General features: G+C 60.7%; 17 protein-coding genes. 11 read left to right on the top strand and 6 right to left on the bottom strand.

All coding sequences use genetic code 11. The annotated features are described in order from the left end of the window. The first annotated feature begins 78 nt into the window (after positions 1-78). The 3 genes from pyc (at position 79) to ispG (ending at position 6,282) form a co-directional block, all read left to right on the top strand. Entirely contained in the window at positions 79-3,540 is a 3,462-nt protein-coding gene (gene pyc / locus PR018_RS15090; RefSeq protein ID WP_142824592.1) for a pyruvate carboxylase, read from the top strand. Between the two features lie 199 nt (positions 3,541-3,739). Continuing rightward, the gene (locus PR018_RS15085) at positions 3,740-4,930 is read left to right on the top strand and encodes an MFS transporter (RefSeq protein WP_142824593.1); all 1,191 of its coding nucleotides are present in this window, start codon (positions 3,740-3,742) and stop codon (positions 4,928-4,930) included. 98 nt (positions 4,931-5,028) lie between these two features. Next, positions 5,029-6,282, top strand: a complete 1,254-nt coding sequence (ispG, locus tag PR018_RS15080; RefSeq protein ID WP_142824594.1) for a flavodoxin-dependent (E)-4-hydroxy-3-methylbut-2-enyl-diphosphate synthase — start codon at positions 5,029-5,031, stop codon at positions 6,280-6,282. 17 nt (positions 6,283-6,299) lie between these two features. Here the strand turns inward: ispG and PR018_RS15075 are convergent, their stop codons facing one another. Next, complete coding sequence (locus tag PR018_RS15075; RefSeq protein ID WP_142824595.1) at positions 6,300-6,938, bottom strand: LysE family translocator; 639 nt, start codon at positions 6,936-6,938, stop codon at positions 6,300-6,302. Between the two features lie 78 nt (positions 6,939-7,016). Then, a complete protein-coding gene (locus tag PR018_RS15070) occupies positions 7,017-7,931 on the bottom strand; it encodes a polyprenyl synthetase family protein (protein WP_142828767.1) in 915 nt (304 codons plus the stop codon). A gap of 137 nt (positions 7,932-8,068) precedes the next feature. On the opposite strand from PR018_RS15070, the gene mtgA reads away from it, so the two are divergent. The 5 genes from mtgA to PR018_RS15045 all read left to right on the top strand — a co-directional run bounded on the left by mtgA (position 8,069) and on the right by PR018_RS15045 (position 11,180). Beyond that, positions 8,069-8,815 (top strand): monofunctional biosynthetic peptidoglycan transglycosylase, encoded by a 747-nt coding sequence (gene mtgA, locus PR018_RS15065; protein WP_142824597.1) that lies wholly within the window; start codon positions 8,069-8,071, stop codon positions 8,813-8,815. A 94-nt stretch (positions 8,816-8,909) separates the two neighbouring features. Beyond that, positions 8,910-9,632 carry a DUF1868 domain-containing protein gene (locus tag PR018_RS15060; protein WP_142824598.1) on the top strand — a complete coding sequence of 241 codons (723 nt, stop codon included), beginning with the start codon at positions 8,910-8,912 and terminating at the stop codon, positions 9,630-9,632. A gap of 14 nt (positions 9,633-9,646) precedes the next feature. Continuing rightward, positions 9,647-10,297 carry a glutathione S-transferase family protein gene (locus PR018_RS15055; RefSeq protein WP_142824599.1) on the top strand — a complete coding sequence of 217 codons (651 nt, stop codon included), beginning with the start codon at positions 9,647-9,649 and terminating at the stop codon, positions 10,295-10,297. A gap of 159 nt (positions 10,298-10,456) precedes the next feature. Beyond that, the gene (rpmF, locus tag PR018_RS15050) at positions 10,457-10,642 is read left to right on the top strand and encodes a 50S ribosomal protein L32 (RefSeq protein WP_111219506.1); all 186 of its coding nucleotides are present in this window, start codon (positions 10,457-10,459) and stop codon (positions 10,640-10,642) included. A gap of 133 nt (positions 10,643-10,775) precedes the next feature. After that, positions 10,776-11,180 carry a hypothetical protein gene (locus PR018_RS15045; RefSeq protein ID WP_142824600.1) on the top strand — a complete coding sequence of 135 codons (405 nt, stop codon included), beginning with the start codon at positions 10,776-10,778 and terminating at the stop codon, positions 11,178-11,180. Between the two features lie 51 nt (positions 11,181-11,231). Here PR018_RS15045 and phaR read toward each other — a convergent pair whose 3' ends face one another. After that, on the bottom strand, positions 11,232-11,804 hold the full coding sequence (phaR, locus tag PR018_RS15040) for a polyhydroxyalkanoate synthesis repressor PhaR (RefSeq protein WP_111219510.1): 573 nt from the start codon (positions 11,802-11,804) through the stop codon (positions 11,232-11,234). 236 nt (positions 11,805-12,040) lie between these two features. Between phaR and PR018_RS15035 the strand changes: the two genes are divergently transcribed. Continuing rightward, positions 12,041-13,222: an acetyl-CoA C-acetyltransferase gene (locus PR018_RS15035; RefSeq protein WP_142824601.1), complete on the top strand. Its 1,182-nt coding sequence runs from the start codon at positions 12,041-12,043 to the stop codon at positions 13,220-13,222. Between the two features lie 58 nt (positions 13,223-13,280). Next, entirely contained in the window at positions 13,281-14,006 is a 726-nt protein-coding gene (phbB, locus tag PR018_RS15030) for an acetoacetyl-CoA reductase (protein ID WP_142824602.1), read from the top strand. 30 nt (positions 14,007-14,036) lie between these two features. Here the strand turns inward: phbB and PR018_RS15025 are convergent, their stop codons facing one another. From PR018_RS15025 to PR018_RS15015, 3 genes are all read right to left on the bottom strand, one after another. Next, positions 14,037-14,186, bottom strand: a complete 150-nt coding sequence (locus PR018_RS15025) for a hypothetical protein (protein WP_153816473.1) — start codon at positions 14,184-14,186, stop codon at positions 14,037-14,039. Positions 14,187-14,368: 182 nt separating this feature from the next. After that, on the bottom strand, positions 14,369-14,620 hold the full coding sequence (locus PR018_RS15020; RefSeq protein ID WP_111219518.1) for a YMGG-like glycine zipper-containing protein: 252 nt from the start codon (positions 14,618-14,620) through the stop codon (positions 14,369-14,371). A 49-nt stretch (positions 14,621-14,669) separates the two neighbouring features. Further along, complete coding sequence (locus PR018_RS15015) at positions 14,670-14,825, bottom strand: DUF3309 family protein (protein WP_142824603.1); 156 nt, start codon at positions 14,823-14,825, stop codon at positions 14,670-14,672. A gap of 497 nt (positions 14,826-15,322) precedes the next feature. Here PR018_RS15015 and PR018_RS15010 point away from each other — a divergent pair, with 497 nt between their 5' ends. Then, entirely contained in the window at positions 15,323-18,535 is a 3,213-nt protein-coding gene (locus tag PR018_RS15010; protein WP_142828769.1) for a helicase-related protein, read from the top strand. Position 18,536 lies beyond the last annotated feature (1 nt).

Raw genomic sequence — 18,536 nt, 5'->3', positions numbered from 1 at the left:
ATTGAACTTCTTGTGACAAGGCGCTAAGAATTTTCTTCGCGGGTGCAACATGCCCGTTTCGACCCCGAGGAGATCGCCTTGCCCATTTCCAAAATCCTGGTTGCAAACCGTTCAGAGATCGCGATCCGCGTATTCCGCGCCGCCAACGAACTAGGCATTAAGACGGTGGCCATCTGGGCCGAGGAGGACAAGCTCGCGCTGCACCGCTTCAAGGCTGACGAGAGCTACCAGGTCGGCCGCGGCCCGCATCTTGCCCGTGATCTAGGCCCCATCGAAAGCTATCTGTCGATCGAGGAAATCATTCGCGTCGCCAAGATGTCCGGTGCTGATGCCATCCATCCAGGCTACGGCCTGCTGTCGGAAAGCCCGGAATTTGTCGATGCCTGTAAAGAGGCCGGGATCATCTTCATCGGCCCGACAGGCGATACCATGCGGCGCCTCGGCAACAAGGTCGCCGCCCGCAACCTCGCCATCGAGATCGGCGTGCCCGTCGTGCCGGCGACCGCGCCGCTGCCCGAAGACATGGCCGAAGTCGCCCGGATGGCCGATAGCATCGGTTATCCGATCATGCTCAAGGCCTCCTGGGGCGGCGGCGGGCGTGGCATGCGCACTATCCGCGACCCCAAGGATCTGGCCAAGGAAGTCACCGAGGCCAAGCGCGAGGCGATGGCCGCATTCGGCAAGGACGAGGTCTATCTCGAAAAGCTGGTCGAGCGGGCCCGCCATGTCGAAAGCCAGATCCTTGGCGATACCCATGGCAATGCGGTGCATCTGTTCGAGCGCGACTGCTCGGTGCAGCGGCGCAACCAGAAAGTCGTCGAACGTGCTCCGGCGCCTTATCTTACCTCGGAGCAGCGCCAGGAGCTGGCTACCTATTCGCTGAAGATTGCCAACGCCACCGGCTATGTCGGCGCCGGCACGGTCGAATATCTGATGGATATGGACACCGGCAAATTCTACTTCATCGAAGTCAATCCGCGCATTCAGGTCGAGCATACCGTCACCGAAGTCGTCACCGGCATCGATATCGTCAAAGCGCAGATCCACATCCTCGACGGCTTTGCCATCGGCACGCCTGGCTCGGGCGTTCCGGCGCAAAAGGACATCCGGCTGAACGGCCATGCCCTGCAGTGCCGCATCACGACGGAAGATCCAGAGCATAACTTCATTCCGGATTATGGCCGGATCACTGCCTACCGGCAGGCATCCGGCTTCGGCATTCGTCTCGACGGCGGCACTGCCTATGCCGGCGGCGTCGTGACCCGCTTCTACGATCCGCTGCTGGAAAAGGTGACCGCCTGGGCGCCCTCGCCGGATGAGGCCATCGCGCGCATGGATCGCGCTCTTCGCGAATTCCGTATTCGCGGCGTTGCGACCAACCTGACCTTCCTCGAAGCCATCATCACCCACCCTAAATTCCGCGACAATACGTACACGACGCGTTTCATCGACACGACGCCGGAGTTGTTCCAGCAGGTCAAGCGTCAGGACCGCGCCACCAAGCTTCTTACTTATCTGGCTGATGTCACCGTCAACGGACACCCCGAAGCGCGTGGCCGTCCCGCGCCGTCCGACAATATCGCCAAGCCTGTCCTCCCCTATATCGACGCCAAGATCCCTGACGGCACCAAGCAGAGGCTGGACCAGCTCGGTCCGAAGAAGTTCGGCGAATGGATGCGCAACGAAAAGCGCGTGTTGGTCACCGACACCACAATGCGCGACGGTCACCAGTCGCTGCTCGCCACCCGCATGCGGACCTTCGACATCGCGCAGGTGGCCGGCACCTACGCCCGGGCGCTGCCGGAACTGCTTTCGCTAGAATGCTGGGGCGGCGCCACATTCGACGTGTCGATGCGCTTCCTGACCGAGGATCCCTGGGAACGGCTGGCTTCGGTCCGCGAGCGCGCGCCGAACCTGCTGCTGCAGATGCTTCTGCGCGGCGCCAACGGGGTCGGCTACAAGAACTATCCGGACAATGTCGTCAAATACTTTGTTCGCCAGGCGGCCAAGGGCGGCATCGACTTGTTCCGCGTTTTCGACTGCCTGAACTGGGTGGAGAACATGCGCGTCTCCATGGACGCGATCATCGAAGAGAACAAGCTCTGCGAAGCGGCGATCTGCTACACCGGCGATATCCTGAATTCCGCACGGCCGAAATACGATCTGAAATATTACGCGGATCTAGCCGTCGAGCTGGAAAAGGCCGGCGCTCATATCATTGCGCTGAAGGACATGGCGGGCCTCTTGAAGCCTGCGGCGGCCACGGTGCTGTTCAAGGCGTTGCGCGAGGCCACCAGCCTGCCGATCCATTTCCACACGCACGACACGTCGGGTATCGCCGCCGCAACGGTGCTGGCGGCCGTCGATGCGGGGGTCGATGCTATCGATGCGGCCATGGATGCGCTGTCGGGCAATACCTCGCAGCCGTGCCTTGGCTCCATCGTCGAAGCGCTGCGCGGTTCCGAGCGTGATCCTGGTCTCGATCCCGAATGGATCCGCCGTATATCTTTCTATTGGGAGGCGGTGCGCCATCAGTACTCGGCATTCGAGAGCGACCTGAAGGGGCCGGCCTCGGAGGTCTACCTGCACGAGATGCCGGGCGGCCAGTTCACCAATCTCAAGGAACAGGCGCGCTCGCTAGGTCTGGAAAGCCGCTGGCATCAGGTCGCCCAGACCTATGCCGACGTCAACCAGATGTTCGGCGATATCGTCAAGGTGACGCCGTCCTCCAAGGTGGTTGGCGACATGGCGCTGCTGATGGTCAGTCAAGACCTGACCGTTGCCGACGTGATCAACCCGGCCAAGGATGTTTCGTTTCCGGAATCGGTCGTCTCGATGCTGAAGGGCGATCTCGGACAGCCGCCCGGCGGCTGGCCGGAGGCGTTGCAGAAGAAGGCGCTGAAGGGCGAAAAGCCCTACACAGTTCGCCCCGGCTCCCTGCTGGAAGCGGCCGACCTCGATGCCGAGCGTGCGGCGATCGAGACCAAGATCGAGCGCAAGGTCAATGATTTCGAGTTTGCCTCGTACCTGATGTACCCGAAGGTCTTCACCGATTTCGCGCTGGCGCATGACACTTACGGTCCGGTTTCGGCCCTTCCGACGCCCGCTTATTTCTATGGCCTTCCCGAAGGCGAAGAGCTGTTTGCCGAGATCGAGAAGGGCAAGACCCTTGTTATTCTCAACCAGGCGATGACCGGTACCGACGAGAAGGGCATGGTCACTGTATTCTTCGAGCTCAACGGTCAGCCACGTCATATCAAGGTGCCTGACCGCGTGCATGGCGCCGCCGGCGGAGCGGTGCGCCGCAAGGCCGAAACAGGCAATGCCACTCAGGTCGGCGCGCCGATGCCAGGCGTCATCTCGCGCGTCTTCGTGACGGCGGGACAGGCGATCAAGGCTGGTGACGTCCTCGTTTCGATCGAGGCGATGAAGATGGAGACGGCGCTGCACGCCGAAGCCGATGGCACCATTGCCGAAGTGCTGGTCAATGCCGGCGACCAGATCGACGCCAAGGACCTGCTGGTCGTCTACAAGGCCTGATCCTGATAGATGCATTGCAATCGATACAAAGGCGGCCCGCAGGGGTCGCCTTTTTCATTGGCAACTAAATCTGGATCAAACGAGCAAATTGCTTCCGGTTACGCCGCGAGATCAAACGTGAATTTGCCACAGGCGATCAGCGCTTGCGAATTCAATCGATTTAAATAGGGTGGGGGCTGATTTGCTGGGGAGAGAATCGGTGGAGACGACTGAAATTTTGAGTGGCGCAAAGACGCCTTGGCTGACACGGACGCGCGTGGCTGTATCGTTGTTGTTCCTGTTGAACGGCTTTGTCGTCGGATGCTGGGCGCCGAAAATTCCGGAATTTGCCGAACGCCTGCAACTGAGCAAGTTCGAACTCGGACTGATGATCCTGTTCTTCGGCATCGGGTCTCTGGTGATGATGCCGGTGGCGGGTGCCCAGATCGCCGGACGCGGTTCGAAGTTCGTCGCCAAGGTCACGGCGGTCCTGCTTCTGCCGATGCTGATCATCCTGTCGCTGGTTCCCGATGTCTGGACGGGCGCCATCGCTCTCTTTCTGTTCGGCGGGTTCGTTGGCGCCATGGACGTGGCGATGAATGCGAATGCTGTCGTGGTGGAAAAATCCATGCGCCGTGCCATCATGTCGTCCTGCCATGCCTTCTGGAGCCTTGGCGGCCTCATCGGTTCAGGCATCGGTGGCTATCTCATCGGCCATTGGGGTGTGCTTGCGCATGCGGAGGTGGCGACTGGTCTCGCCATCCTCTTCCTGGTGGCAGCGTGGCCGATCATCTTCAGCGATCAGCCGCATCCAGGCGAAGTCAAGCAAAAGGCAAAGTTGCCGATGACGCCGCTGCCATGGCTGCTGGGGGTGATCGCGCTCTTCTGCATGGTTCCCGAGGGCGCCGTTCTCGATTGGGGGGCGCTTTATCTTCGCCAGGAATTCGCTGCCACGCCAACGCTGTCCGGCTTTGCCTTCGCCGCATTCTCGCTGACCATGTCCATCATGCGCTTTGCCGGCGACGCGGTGCGCGACAGGTTCGGCGCCGTTAACACGCTGCGGGTGAGCACGGTGATTGCCATCGTCGGCATGCTGATAGCCGCCCTGTCGCCGAATGCCGGACTGGCGATCCTCGGCTTCGCGCTTTGCGGCGTCGGTATTTCCAACATGGTGCCGATTGCCTTTTCGGCTGGCGGCAACATTCCCGGCTTGCAGCCTGGCATCGGCATTTCAGTGGTCACGACGCTCGGCTATTCCGGCATGCTGGTAGCGCCCTCGGCAATCGGCTTTGCCGCCGAGCATATCGGCTTTTCGGCGGTCTTCATGATGTTGCCGCTGCTGCTGCTCATCGTGCTCGCGTTTTCCGGCCTTGCCCGCTATGCCGACAATGGAGAGCAGTCCGGCCATTGAGGCGTAAGCCGGGAAATGTGATACCTTATATGGTTGACAAGGCGGACGCGGTACTCCACCTGAAAGCCCTATTATCCTTGAGCCAACACGAGCTTTTCATGTCTTCACCGACCGAATTCGATCCGAAACCCCGTCGCGCCAGCGTTGCCGTCGATGTCGGCGGCGTCATTGTCGGCGGCGGCGCGCCCGTCGTCGTGCAGTCGATGACCAACACCGATACCGCTGATATCGACGGCACGGTGGCGCAAGTGGCAGCGCTCTTCAAGGCGGGTTCGGAGATGGTGCGGATCACCGTCGACCGCGACGAAAGTGCGGCCGCAGTGCCGCGCATTCGCGATCGTCTGCTGCGCCTCGGGCTCGATGTGCCGCTGATCGGCGATTTTCACTATATCGGCCACAAATTGCTGGCCGATCATCCGGATTGCGCCGAGGCGCTGGCCAAGTACCGGATCAATCCTGGCAATGTCGGCTTCAAGGACAAGAAGGACAAGCAGTTCGCCGAGATCGTCGAGATGGCGATCCGCTATTCCAAGCCTGTCCGTATCGGCGTCAACTGGGGATCGCTGGATCAGGATCTTCTCACCGCACTGATGGACAAGAACCAGGCCGAAGGCTTCCCGCTATCGGCACGGCAGGTGACGCGCGAAGCGATCGTGCAGTCGGCGCTGATTTCAGCGCAGCTTGCCGAGGAGATCGGCCTGCCGCGCAATCGGATTATTCTTTCGGCCAAGGTCAGCCAGGTTCAGGATCTGATTGCTGTCTATTCAATGCTCTCCGAGCGCTCCGACCACGCACTGCATCTCGGTCTCACAGAAGCCGGCATGGGCAGCAAGGGCATCGTCGCCTCGTCGGCTGCCATGGGCTACGTCCTGCAGCACGGCATCGGCGACACCATCCGCGTGTCACTGACGCCGGAGCCGAATGGCGATCGGACGCGCGAAGTCCAGGTGGCGCAGGAACTGCTGCAGGTCATGGGTTTCCGCCAGTTCGTGCCCGTTGTTGCCGCCTGTCCGGGCTGCGGTCGCACGACGTCGACGGTTTTCCAGGAACTGGCGCAGAACATTCAGAACGACCTGCGCAAGAACATGCCGGTCTGGCGCGAGAAATATCCGGGCGTCGAAGCGCTCAACGTCGCGGTCATGGGCTGCATCGTCAACGGTCCCGGCGAAAGCAAGCATGCCGATATCGGTATCTCGCTTCCCGGCACCGGCGAAAGTCCTGCCGCTCCCGTCTTCATCGATGGACAGAAGGCGATGACGCTGCGTGGCCCGAACATCGCATCCGATTTCGAGGCGCTGGTTGCGGAATACATCGAAAAGCGCTTTGGCCAGAAAACCCTGGCCGCAGAATAGCGCCAGCGGCGTCAGCCTCAAATACGGCTGGCCAGCAGCTTCAGCCCGGCAAGGCAATAGAAGGTCGCCATCGCGCCCTCGATCCAGCGTCGAAGACTTTTGTAGACTTTCAGAGCATGCGGCGTTGAGAATATCACTGCATAGCTCATGAAGGTCGTGAACCCCATGATCATGCAGCCGCCGATAATCAGCGCCGCCACCGAGGTCGGCGCTCCCTGCGGCATGCCCAAGGTGATAATGGCCAGCCAAGCGAAGATCGCCTTGGGATTTGTGACGTGGATGCCGTAACCGCGCAGCAGCAGTGATCGGGCGCTATCCCGCCTGACCGTGCCGGCGGGCGGCATTTCGATTGAGGAGCGCATGGCGCGAAATGCCTTATAGGCAAGATACAGCAAATACAGACCGCCCAGGATCTTCAGGATCTCCAGCGCCGTGGCGTAGGTCTGGAGCAGGGTCGCAAGACCAAGCGCGGCGGCGCACGCCCAGGTCATCGAACCACCGAAGATACCAAGGGCGATCATCATGCCGGCCTTGCGGCCTTGAGTCATCGAGGTCGAAATAATGGCCATGATTGCCGGCCCCGGGCTCGCGGCAGCCACCAGATAGGCCGCATAGGCAGGCAGGATCTGGGGAAGGTAGGCAAACGCTTCATGCATGCGGTCATGCTCCCGGTTTCGAAAGTCAGGCGTCTCGATTTGCAATGCAAATCGCGGTCCGTTGCCTAATGACTGGGTTCAGCTCTTGCGGCTGGCAATAAAACGGGCGGCTTCGGCGAGGACGGCGGCCTTGTCTCCGTAGGGTTCCAGCAAGCCTGCAGCTTCCTGGACCTGACGTGCCAGATATTCCTCGCCCCAAGCGATGCCATGCAGCGCCACCAGCGTTCCCTTGCCACGGCCGGCGTCCTTGCCGGTGGCCTTTCCCATGGTTTCTGCATCGGCGGTGAGGTCGAGCAGATCGTCGGCCAGCTGGAAGGCGAGGCCGATCTTTTCACCGAAAGTCCGCAACCGCTGCCTGTCGTCTGTCGAGGCACCGGAAATAATGGCACCGGCTTCGCAGGCAAAGCGGATCAGGGCGCCGGTCTTCATGGCCTGCAGTGTCTTGATGCCCTGTTCGCCGGGCGCCTGTTTTTCTGCGGCAAGGTCCAGCGCCTGTCCACCGGCCATGCCGCCGATGCCGGCAGCCCGTGAAAGGGCAAGGACGAGGTCGATCTTCCGGGCCGCAGGTAACGTCGTCTCGGGTGCGGCGACGATATCGAAGGCGTAGGTCAGCAGACTGTCACCGGCGAGAATGGCTGTCGCTTCGTCGAAGGCGATATGCACGGTCGGTTTGCCGCGCCTGACGTCGTCATTGTCCATCGCCGGCAAGTCGTCGTGTACTAGCGAGTAGCAATGGACGGCTTCAAGGGCGGCGCCGATGCGCAGTGCCGCGTCCGGATCGCCGCCAAGCAGCGCTGTCGTCTCGAGCACCAGGAATGGGCGAAGGCGCTTGCCGCCGTTGAGTACGCCGTGGCGCATTGCGGCCATCAGCCCTGATGGCCGGTCGATCTCGTCTGCAAGAGGCGTATCGTCGATGAGCGCTGCCAGCATCGCCTCCACCTTGAGGGCGCTGGCCTTGAGACGCTGTTCGAAGAGGGTGGTCGTGCTATCCATTGCCGCTGTTTGCCATGAGTGCCGGATACTCGCAACGAAATTGTCGGGAGAGATCTTTTGCCTGTCAGCCCCACTCTGGCCATTGCCGGAAGCAGGCGGTATGACGTTGAGGTAGAGGCGAGGACGGGCGTTCGGAATTGGACATATCGACGCAGAACGACGAGCAGGACGAGGTGCCTGAAGAACGGGACAGGCTGGCCTGGTTTTTCGGCCGTCCCATCTGGCAGCGCGTCGTCATCGGCCTCCTCGGTCTTCTGCTGCTGCCCTATGTGCTGATCTTTTTTTACGTCCTGCCCTTCGTCCATCCTGTCTCGAACCTGATGCTGCGCGATGTCGTGCTGTTGCGCGGTTACGATCGCCGCTGGGTGTCTTTCGAGCAGATCTCGCCGGTGCTGGTAAAATCGGTGATGGTCTCGGAAGATGGGCAGTTCTGCTCCCATGGGGGCGTCGACTGGAGTGAAATGGGGATGCTGGTGGCAGATACGCTGCACGGCCAATCAACCCGCGGCGGCAGCACCATTCCGATGCAGACGGTGAAGAACCTGTTTCTCTGGAACGGACGGTCGTTCGTGCGCAAGACCCTGGAGCTGCCGCTGGCAGTCACGGCTTCCATCGTCTGGTCGAAGCGGCGGATGATGGAGAATTACCTGAATGTCGCCGAATGGGGGCCTGGCATCTATGGCATCGAGGCCGCCGCCCAGCACCATTTCAAGGTGCCGGCCTCACGATTGACTGCCCGGCAGGCGGCACTGCTTGCTGTGTCGCTGCCAAATCCGATCGAGCGGGTTGCCAGCAAGCCTGGCCGTGGCCTCAGGCAACTGGCCGCGCTGATCCAGCGACGTGCACAGGGCGCCGGCGATTACATCAAATGCCTTTATGACTGACATCATAACTTGTGGCTCGACAGACTGTTGTCATCTGCCATTCTTGCGAGTGACTTAAGGGGCGGATTGTCTCCATCAACATACGGATGCCCCGATGAACGCCGCAAACCTGTCACCCGACCTGCTGTTCTATTCCAAGAGCCGCCATCCCGAGCCTTCCGTGCATCTGGGGCGGCGCTTTGATCTCTCCGGGACATTCCAGTATGAACCGGGCAATACGATCGTCTGCCATGTCGTCGAGGGATCCGAGACCCAGCAGGCGCTGATCGACGCGCGCGCCAAATATCTCGCCATGCCGGAAGCCGGACAATTCACCTTCACGGCGATGTCCAGCCTGCACATGACGCTCTTCCAGGGCATCATCGAACATCGCCGTGACCGGCAATTCTGGCCGGCGGACCTACCGACCGACATGCCGATCGACGAGATGACCGAGGTCATGGGTGAGCGGCTGAAGGCCTTTTCGATGCGCGATCCTTTCAAGGTCAGCGTCACCCGAGCCCGGCCGGCCGGGCTGCTGGTCGACGGCGCGACGGCAGAGGATCGACGCATCATGCGGGGGTGGCGCGATGCCTTTGCCGACCTCCTTGGCTATCGTCATCCGGACCACGATAGCTACGCATTTCACATCACTTTCGCCTATGTCATCGAGCGCCTGTCTGACGAAGCCCTGCCGCGCTGGCAGCAGTTGCTCGACGAGGTCGCCAGCGACGTTCTCGAACGCTGCCCGATCCTCGAGTTGAGGCCGCCGGCATTCTGCGCGTTCGATGACATGAACCATTTCGAAGAATTGTTGGTCTTTAACTTCAAGCCCTGAGACAGGATGGCACCATGGACAAGCTCACCCTCTACATCGCCAACAAGAACTATTCGTCCTGGTCCTTCCGGCCATGGCTGGCGATGCAGGGGTGCGGCGTGCCTTTCGAGGAAGTGCTCGTTCCCTTCGATTTTCCGGCAGGCAATCCGCGCTTCCGCGAGATCTCCCCGACGGCGCGGGTTCCGGTGCTGCACCACGGGAGCCTCAGGGTCTGGGAATCGCTGGCCATCATCGAATACGTCGCCGAATTGTTTCCGCAAGCGGGTCTCTGGCCGGCGGACCCAGCTCTCAGGGCGCAGGCGCGGTCGATCTCCATGGAGATGATCTCCGGCTTTCGGGGTCTGCGCAACGCCTGCCCGATGAACTTCCGCCGGCCCAGGCGCCGGTTGCTCGATCAGCCCCATGACGTGGCAGTCGACGTGGCGCGGATCGAAACGATCTGGCGCGAGATGCGGGCGCTGTCGGGCGGGCCGTTCCTGTTTGGCGCCTTTTCGGCCGCCGATGCGATGTTCGCGCCGGTCGTCAATCGCTTCGAAGCCTATGACCTGGTTGTCGCTGAAGATACATTGAGCTATATGGCGGTCATGAAAGCCCATCCGGCCTGGCAGAAGTGGCAGACGGCGGCGCTGGAAGAAACCTGGATCGTCGCTGAAGACGAGGCTTGATGCCTGAATCAGCCGTTGCCGCAAAAAATGCGGCTAGGGACTGGTCAAAGGCCCAACCCCGATGTATAAGCGCGCCAAAATTCCGAAATCGATTGCATGTCGTTTCGGCCGCCTGGCTGGCCGTTGTCATGTCTATCCCGCACAGTGGAGTATGAGAAAATGGCTGTACCGAAGAGAAAAACAAGCCCGTCCAAGCGCGGCATGCGCCGTTCGGCTGATGCGCTCAAGACTTCGACATACGTCGAAGACAAGAACTCCGGCGAACTGCGCCGCCCGCATCACATCGACCTGAAGACCGGCATGTACCGCGGCCGCCAGGTTCTGACTCCAAAAGAATCCGCATAATTTCTTGCGGTTGCAATATCGGTATTGAGGCTGGCCTTTGGCCGGCCTTTTTGCTTTTCTCGCCCAGGTTTAAAAGCGATGCGACTTGCGCTATGGCTGTGCGGCCGTTCGTCCACGATGGAGTTAGTCGATCATGATTGCCGCTTTCCCGCTGATGGTTATCCCGTTCGTGCTCTACAATCTCGCCATGGTCGGGCTGATGGGCGGTGGCGGCATTGCGGCTCTCGGCAACGACCTAATCATGTTGTCGATGCTGTCGGGAGCAACCTGGAAGATGGCGCTCGGCGATCTTTTCATCGTCATCGCGCTGGCGCTGCTGTTCTTCGAGATCCTTAAATCCACCCGCAATGTCGGCTCGCTCGCCAATCACATGCTGTCGATGCTGGTTTTCATCGCTTTCCTGGTGGAATTCCTGCTGGTGCGCGACGCGGCGACGCAGATATTTTTCATCCTGATGACCACCGCCTTTATCGACGTTATCGGCGGCTTTGCCGTCTCGATCCGCACGGCCGGCCGGGATGTCTCCATCGGCCTTTGACGATGACCGCAGCCTTGGCTGCGGCCCTTGGGCAATTGCTTCAGTCGTCTCTCACAAGCTGTCGAGCTTTGCCTGCAGCGCCTTCATCTGCTCCTTCAACTCGTCGATGTCACGGGCTTCGGCCTTGCGGGTTTCCTTCGGCGGTGACTTCATGAAGGGCGCAAACATCTCCATGGCCTGCTGAAACATGTCCGTGTTGCGGCGCACCTGTTCCTCGACCATCTTGATCGGCAGCGAGAAATTCTTGGCGAGCGGCGTTTCGCCAAAAGCGCTGCTCATCTGCTCGCGCATCTGGACTTGCTGCTCAGTAAAGGACTTCATCGAATGCTCGAGAAAGCTCGGCACGACCATCTGCATCTGATCGCCGTAAAAGCCGATCAGCTGTCGCAGGAATGAAATCGGCATCAGGGTATTATTGGTCTTCGATTCCTGCTCGAAGATGATCTGCGTCAATACCGCATGCGTGATGTCATCGCCGCTCTTGGCATCCTGAACTGTAAACTCCTCCCCCCGTTTCACCATCTCCGCCAGGTCTTCCAGTGTCACGTAGGTGCTGGTTCCTGTGTTGTAGAGGCGGCGATTGGCGTATTTCTTTATTACGACCTGGCCCTCGTTTTTTGCCATTATCAGTCTCCTAACCCCGTCTGATTGTATGGATACTCCTCCACCAAAGAGTGTAGACGGAAAGGAAGGCCGGTGACAATCAGTTTGTGCGCTGCGGCAATCCCTTTCCGCAGGTTGGTTTTTCGGTCCATCAGCATGTCGAAACAAAACATGCAGGGTTGAAATCTTCGTGTTTGACTCGGGAGCCCGCCTTTGACAGTTTTCGCCGGCCGAGCCAGCTCTCGAGGAGGATTTTCATGAGCCAACCATCCATCGTCATCGCCAGTGCCGCGCGCACCGCAGTGGGCGCCTTTAACGGGGCTTTTGCAGCGATCCCGGCCCACGAACTGGGAGCAACGGCGATCCGGGGGGCTCTGGAGCGCGCCGGCATCGAGGCTGCCGAGGTGGACGAGGTTATCCTCGGCCAGGTGCTGCAGGCAGCGCAGGGCCAGAACCCGGCGCGCCAGGCTGCGATGAAGGCGGGCGTGCCGCAGGAGGCGACGGCCTGGAGCGTGAACCAGCTTTGCGGCTCGGGCCTGCGGGCCGTGGCGCTTGGCATGCAGCAGATTGCGCTTGGCGATGCGAAAATTATCGTGGCCGGCGGCCAGGAGTCCATGTCGATGGCGCCGCACGCGGCCCACCTGCGCGCGGGCACCAAGATGGGCGACATGACCATGGTCGATACGATGATCAAGGATGGCCTGACCGACGCATTCTACGGCTATCACATGGGTATCACCGCCGAAAACGTCGCCAAGCAGTTTGAGCTGTCCCGCGATGACCAGGATACCTTTGCCGTCGCTTCCCAGAACAAGGCCGAGGCAGCCCAGCAGGCCGGACGTTTCAGGGATGAGATCGTGGCCTTCACAATCGCCGGCCGTAAGGGCGACGTGACCGTCGATAGCGACGAGTACATCCGCCACGGATCGACGCTGGAGGGCATGGCGCGGCTCCGTCCTGTGTTCGACAAAGAGGGGACGGTTACCGCCGGCAACGCATCCGGGCTAAACGACGGTGCTGCCGCAACGGTGCTGATGAGCGAGGGGGAAGCCGAACGTCGTGGAATCCGTCCACTGGGCCGGATCGTTTCCTGGGCAACCGCGGGCGTGGATCCGCAAATCATGGGCACCGGCCCCATTCCGGCCTCGCGGAAGGCGCTGGAAAAAGCTGGCTGGACGGTTGGCGACCTCGACCTCGTGGAGGCCAACGAGGCCTTCGCGGCACAGGCCTGCGCGATCAGCCGCGAACTGGGCTTCGATCCCGCCATCGTCAATGTCAACGGCGGGGCGATTGCCATCGGTCACCCGATTGGCGCATCGGGCGCCCGTATTCTGACCACTTTGTTGTTCGAGATGAAGCGGCGCGGTGCACGTAAGGGTCTTGCGACCCTGTGTATTGGCGGCGGCATGGGGGTAGCCATGTGTATCGAGGCGTTTTAAACAGTCTGCCATGGGGTCTGCGGGCTGCGTGGTAGGCAGCGGCACTGGGGAACGGACTATGAGCAGAGTAGCACTCATCACCGGGGGCACCCGCGGCATCGGCGCCGCCATTTCCATGGCGTTGCACAATGCCGGCTATCGGGTCGTCGCGACCTATGCCGGCAACGATGAAAGAGCCGAAGCCTTTAACAGCGTGACGGGCATTGCCGTCTATCGCTGGGACGTCACGGACTACGAGGCTTGCGGCAAGGGCATTGCCCAGGTCGAGGCTGACGTCGGCCCGGTGGAGATCCTGGTCAACAACGCCGGCATCACCCGCGATGCGATGTTCCACAAGATGACGCCGCAGCAGTGGCATGAGGTGGTGAATACGAACCTGAACGGTCTTTTCAACATGACGCACCATGTGTGGGCGGGCATGCGGGAGAGAAATTTTGGGCGGGTCGTCAATATCTCGTCGATCAATGGCCAGAAAGGCCAGATGGGCCAAGCCAACTATTCGGCCGCAAAGGCGGGGGATATCGGCTTTACCAAGGCGCTGGCGCAAGAAGGCGCTGCCAAGAACATTACCGTCAATGCGATCTGCCCTGGCTATATCGGCACGGAGATGGTGCTGTCGGTGCCGGAAAAGGTAATGAACGGTTATATCCTGCCGCAAATTCCGGTTGGCAGGCTGGGGGAGCCGGAAGAAGTTGCCCGTTGCGTCGTATTCCTCGTTGCCGATGACGCCGGGTTCATCACCGGCTCCACGATCACGGCAAATGGCGGCCAGCTTTTCGTCTGACGGATTTATCTTCGTCTATGAAGTGGCGAGCTAGCGGCGTGCATTCCGCGGGCGCGAGCGAACAGGCACGAGCACCCGGCTTTGCTCCTTGCGCTGGGCCGCCCGCACGGCAACGGTCGAGGTAACGGCAGCGGCAGCGATGACACCCAAAGCAGCGATATATGTGACGAGTTCAACCATGGAAAAGTCGATCCTTTCGGCGAGCACCCGGTAGCCCGGCTCAAACAATATTGCTCGCGTTCCATCAATATCGGTACAGCAACACCGAATTGAAAGGGGTTGAAGTTCACGTCATCGTCAACAGTGTGTTGACGGCATGAAAAAGGGCGCCGAAGCGCCCAATTCCAACTTCATGCCGAAGCTTAGCGGCAACGTGCTTCGTAGCGCTGGCCATAACGGTCGCGATAGATGCAGTAGCCACGACGTTCCGAGTGGCCGATCAGGTTACCGACGAGGCCGCCTGCAACGGCGCCGACAGCAGCACCGCCCCAGCTATTGGTGACGGCACCACCGATGACGGCACCGGTGCCTGCACCAATGGCTGTGCCGCGCTCTTCCGGCGTGCACGATGCGAGTGTGCCGATGAGTGCAACTGCGATAATCAGTTTTTTCATGTCTTGCTCCCTAGATAATAGACCATATTGGTCTAGCACAAATTACGAATTAAATCCGCCCCATCAGGACGAGAACCAGAATGATGACGACGATGAGACCAAGGCCACCAGAAGGACCATAACCCCAGCTGCTGCTGTAGCCCCAGTTTGGCAGTGCGCCCACCAGGAGCAATACGAGTACGACGAGCAGTATCGTGCCGAGCATGGTCAGTTCCCTTCACTTCGAAAGCATTTGTTTGCTGATGCCATAAACGCGGCTCACATAAAGTTGTTCCCGCCAACTATCTCGATTATTTGGGACAATGGCTTATTGGGGAGATTTTATAGCCGGCTCAGCGGTTTTTCATGGCTGGATGCTGCTCTCGCCCTGAAGATGCTGTCACGTCGGCGCCGACGACGATTCATCATCTGGTGCTTTTGGCCGGCGTAGTGACGATATCTAGGCGTGAACGGATCATGAATCCGGGCGAGTCAGCGATTCGTAGCCTCTTTGTTCCGGGGGCGTTCCAAACCGCTCCCGCAGGTCGTCCGAGGCCACTTTGCTTCCCGTCTGTGGCAAATGACCAGTATTATCCGGGTGTCTAAAAAATTGTTTTGCCTTCCGGGCCTTGCCTTTGCCACCTAGGCTGGTCATCTGTGGGGAAGCTTACAACAAGCGTTCCTGACCCTGAAGGCTGCTGCGCCTCATCTTCGCATGGACCAATGACCCTGACTTCGCAGCCCATGATTTTGAGCGGTCGCGGTGTAACCGCGGTGCTCGGACCGACAAATACCGGCAAGACCCATTACGCCATCGAGCGCATGGTCGCGCACGGCAATGGCATGATCGGCCTTCCGCTGCGGCTTCTGGCGCGCGAGGTCTACACGCGGCTTGTCGAGAAAGTCGGTATCAAGAACGTTGCGCTGTTTACCGGCGAAGAAAAGATCGCCCCGCCTAACGCCTGTTACTCCGTCTGCACTGTCGAGGCGATGCCGCGCGAGACGCGGGCCTCTTTCGTTGCCATCGACGAGGTGCAACTCGCCGGCGATCTCGAGCGCGGTCATATCTTCACTGATCGTATCCTGCATCTGCGCGGCCGCGACGAGACATTGCTTCTCGGCGCGGGCACCATGCGGCCGATCCTGGAGCATCTGTTGCCGGGAATTACCGTTGTCGAGCGGCCAAGGCTTTCCCATCTTGCCTATGCCGGCCAGAAGAAGATTACCCGGCTGCCGCAGCGTAGCGCCATCGTCGCGTTTTCAGCGGATGAGGTCTACGCCATTGCCGAACTGATCCGTCGCCAGCGCGGCGGGGCGGCCGTGGTCCTCGGTGCCCTAAGCCCACGCACGCGCAATGCCCAGGTCGAGCTTTACCAGAACGGCGATGTCGAATACCTCGTCGCTACCGATGCCATCGGCATGGGCCTCAATCTTGATGTCGATCACGTCGCGTTTGCCCAGGACAGGAAATTCGATGGCTACCAGTTCCGTCATCTCAATCCTGGTGAACTCGGGCAGATTGCCGGCCGTGCCGGTCGCCATCTGCGCGACGGGACGTTCGGTGTTACCGGCCAGGTCGATCCCTTCGATGCCGATCTCGTTCGCCGCATCGAGAGCCACCAGTTCGACAACGTCAAAGTGTTGCAATGGCGCACGAAGGATCTCGACTTTTCCTCCGTCGCCGCGCTGAAGCTCAGCCTCGATGCGCCGCCGCGCATCCATGGGCTGACACGTTCGTTGCCTTCCGTCGACCAGCAGGCTTTGGAGCAACTGACCGGTTATCCGGAGGTTGCGCGCCTCGCCGTCGGCCGGGCGAATGTAGAAAAATTATGGGAAGCCTGTGCATTGCCGGATTATCGGCGTATCACACCGGCCCAACATGCCGATTTGATTTCGTCCCTGTTTTCCGATCTCGTGCAACATGGCACGGTGAACGAGGATTTCATGGCCGAGCAAGTCCGGCGCGCCGACCGGACCGATGGCGAGATAGACACGCTTTCGGCGCGAATCGCGCAGATAAGAACTTGGACCTATGTTTCGAATCGGCCCGGTTGGCTTGCCGATCCGACACACTGGCAAGAAAAGACGCGGGAAATCGAAGATCGATTGTCCGACGCGTTACATGAAAGGTTGACGAACCGCTTTGTTGATCGCAGGACATCTGTGCTCATGAAGCGCCTGAGAGAGAATGCAATGCTGGAAGCTGAAATCAGTGTAAATGGAGATGTCTTCGTCGAAGGGCATCATGTCGGGCAGTTGACCGGGTTCCGGTTCTCTCCTATCGGCGGGACTGACGGTCCCGACGCCAAAGCCGTGCAGAACGCGTCGCTCAAAGCGCTGGGTCTGGAATTCGAGGCGCGCGCTGCCCGCATTCATGCGGCAGGCAACGGCGATCTGGCGATCGGCTCCGATGGTTCGGTGCGCTGGCTCGGCGACCCCGTGGCGCGGCTTACCGGCAGCGACCATATCATGCGCCCACGCGTCATCCTGCTTGCCGACGAGCAGCTGACCGGCCATGCGCGCGAACATGTTGCCGCCCGCATCGAGCGCTTCGTCAATCATCACATTTCGACGGTGCTGAAGCCGCTCGACGACCTCTCTCGCGCTGAAGACCTGCAAGGCCTTGCCAAGGGTCTGGCTTTCCAGGTCGTCGAGAACCTCGGCGTGCTGTTCCGCCGCGATGTCACGGAAGAAGTGAAGTCGCTGGACCAGGATGCGCGCGCCTCGATGCGCCGCTATGGCATCCGCTTCGGCGCCTATCATATTTTCGTTCCAGCATTGCTGAAGCCGGCTCCGGCTGAGCTCATCACCCTGCTCTGGGCGCTGAAAAACGACGGCATCGACAAGCCGGGCTATGGCGATCTCATCCCGGTCCTGGCTGCCGGCCGCACATCCGTGGTCACGGATTCGACCTATGAGCGCACCTTCTACAAGCTCGCCGGCTTCCGTTTCCTTGGCAAGCGTGCCGTGCGCATCGACATTCTCGAGCGCCTTGCCGATCTTATCCGGCCGCTGCTGCAGTGGAAGCCCGGCCAGCCTTCCCGTCCGGACGGTGCCTATGATGGCCGGCGCTTCACAACGACGACGGCGATGCTGTCCATTCTTGGTGCTACGCTCGACGATATGGAAGAGATCCTGAAGGGCCTCGGCTATCGCGCCGATGCCGTGCCGGCCGAAGAAGCTGCAATTCACCTCAGCAAGCAGGACGCTACGCCAGTCGCTGCGACAAACGTATTGGCACCAGTCGACGGATCCTCTACGCCGCACCCAGAGACAGCTGAAGCCGAAGCTGCCGTGGCGACCCAGTCAGAGGCCGTCGCGGAAACAGTCGCGGAAGTGTCCGCAGCGGTTTCGGAAGATGCTCCTGTTGCCGAGCCGGAAGCCGCCAAAGACGTTGCGCCTGAAAGCGCAGCAGAGGCTGCCGTTACCGATGTGGCTCCGTCAAAAGCTGCGGCCGAAGGCGCTCCAGTCGACGCGGTCGCTGCCGAGCCGCCGAAGCCGGTATTGCTGTGGCGGCTGGGTGGCCGCAACGACAACCAGCGTCCGGCTCCGCGCCAGGGCGAGCGCCGTGGTCAACAGGGTCCACGCGCTGGCCAGGATCAGGCCAATGCGCAGCCAAACACCAATCGTCGCCCATCCGGCGACCAGCCGCAGGGCGAAGGCAATCGCGAAGCACGCGACAATCGCGGCGGGCCGCGCGGTGGCAAGGACGGCGGCGGCGGTCGTCCGCCGCAGCAGCAGGGCAAGCGTCCCGATCATCGCGGCGGCGAGCGCAATGAGCGCAATGACCGTGGTGGAGAGCGCAACGATCGAAACAATCGCCCGGCGGCTCAGCCGACACGCTTCGAGGCGAAGCCACCTCGCAAGGAAAAGCCGATGGATCCGGATTCGCCCTTCGCAAAGCTGGCCGCGCTCAAGGAGCAGATGAAGAAGTAAG

Source organism: Rhizobium rhododendri, from assembly GCF_007000325.2.
GTDB lineage: Bacteria > Pseudomonadota > Alphaproteobacteria > Rhizobiales > Rhizobiaceae > Rhizobium > Rhizobium rhododendri.
The sequence above is the reverse complement of the archived record's forward strand: the minus strand, read 5'-3'. Positions and strand labels throughout refer to the sequence as shown.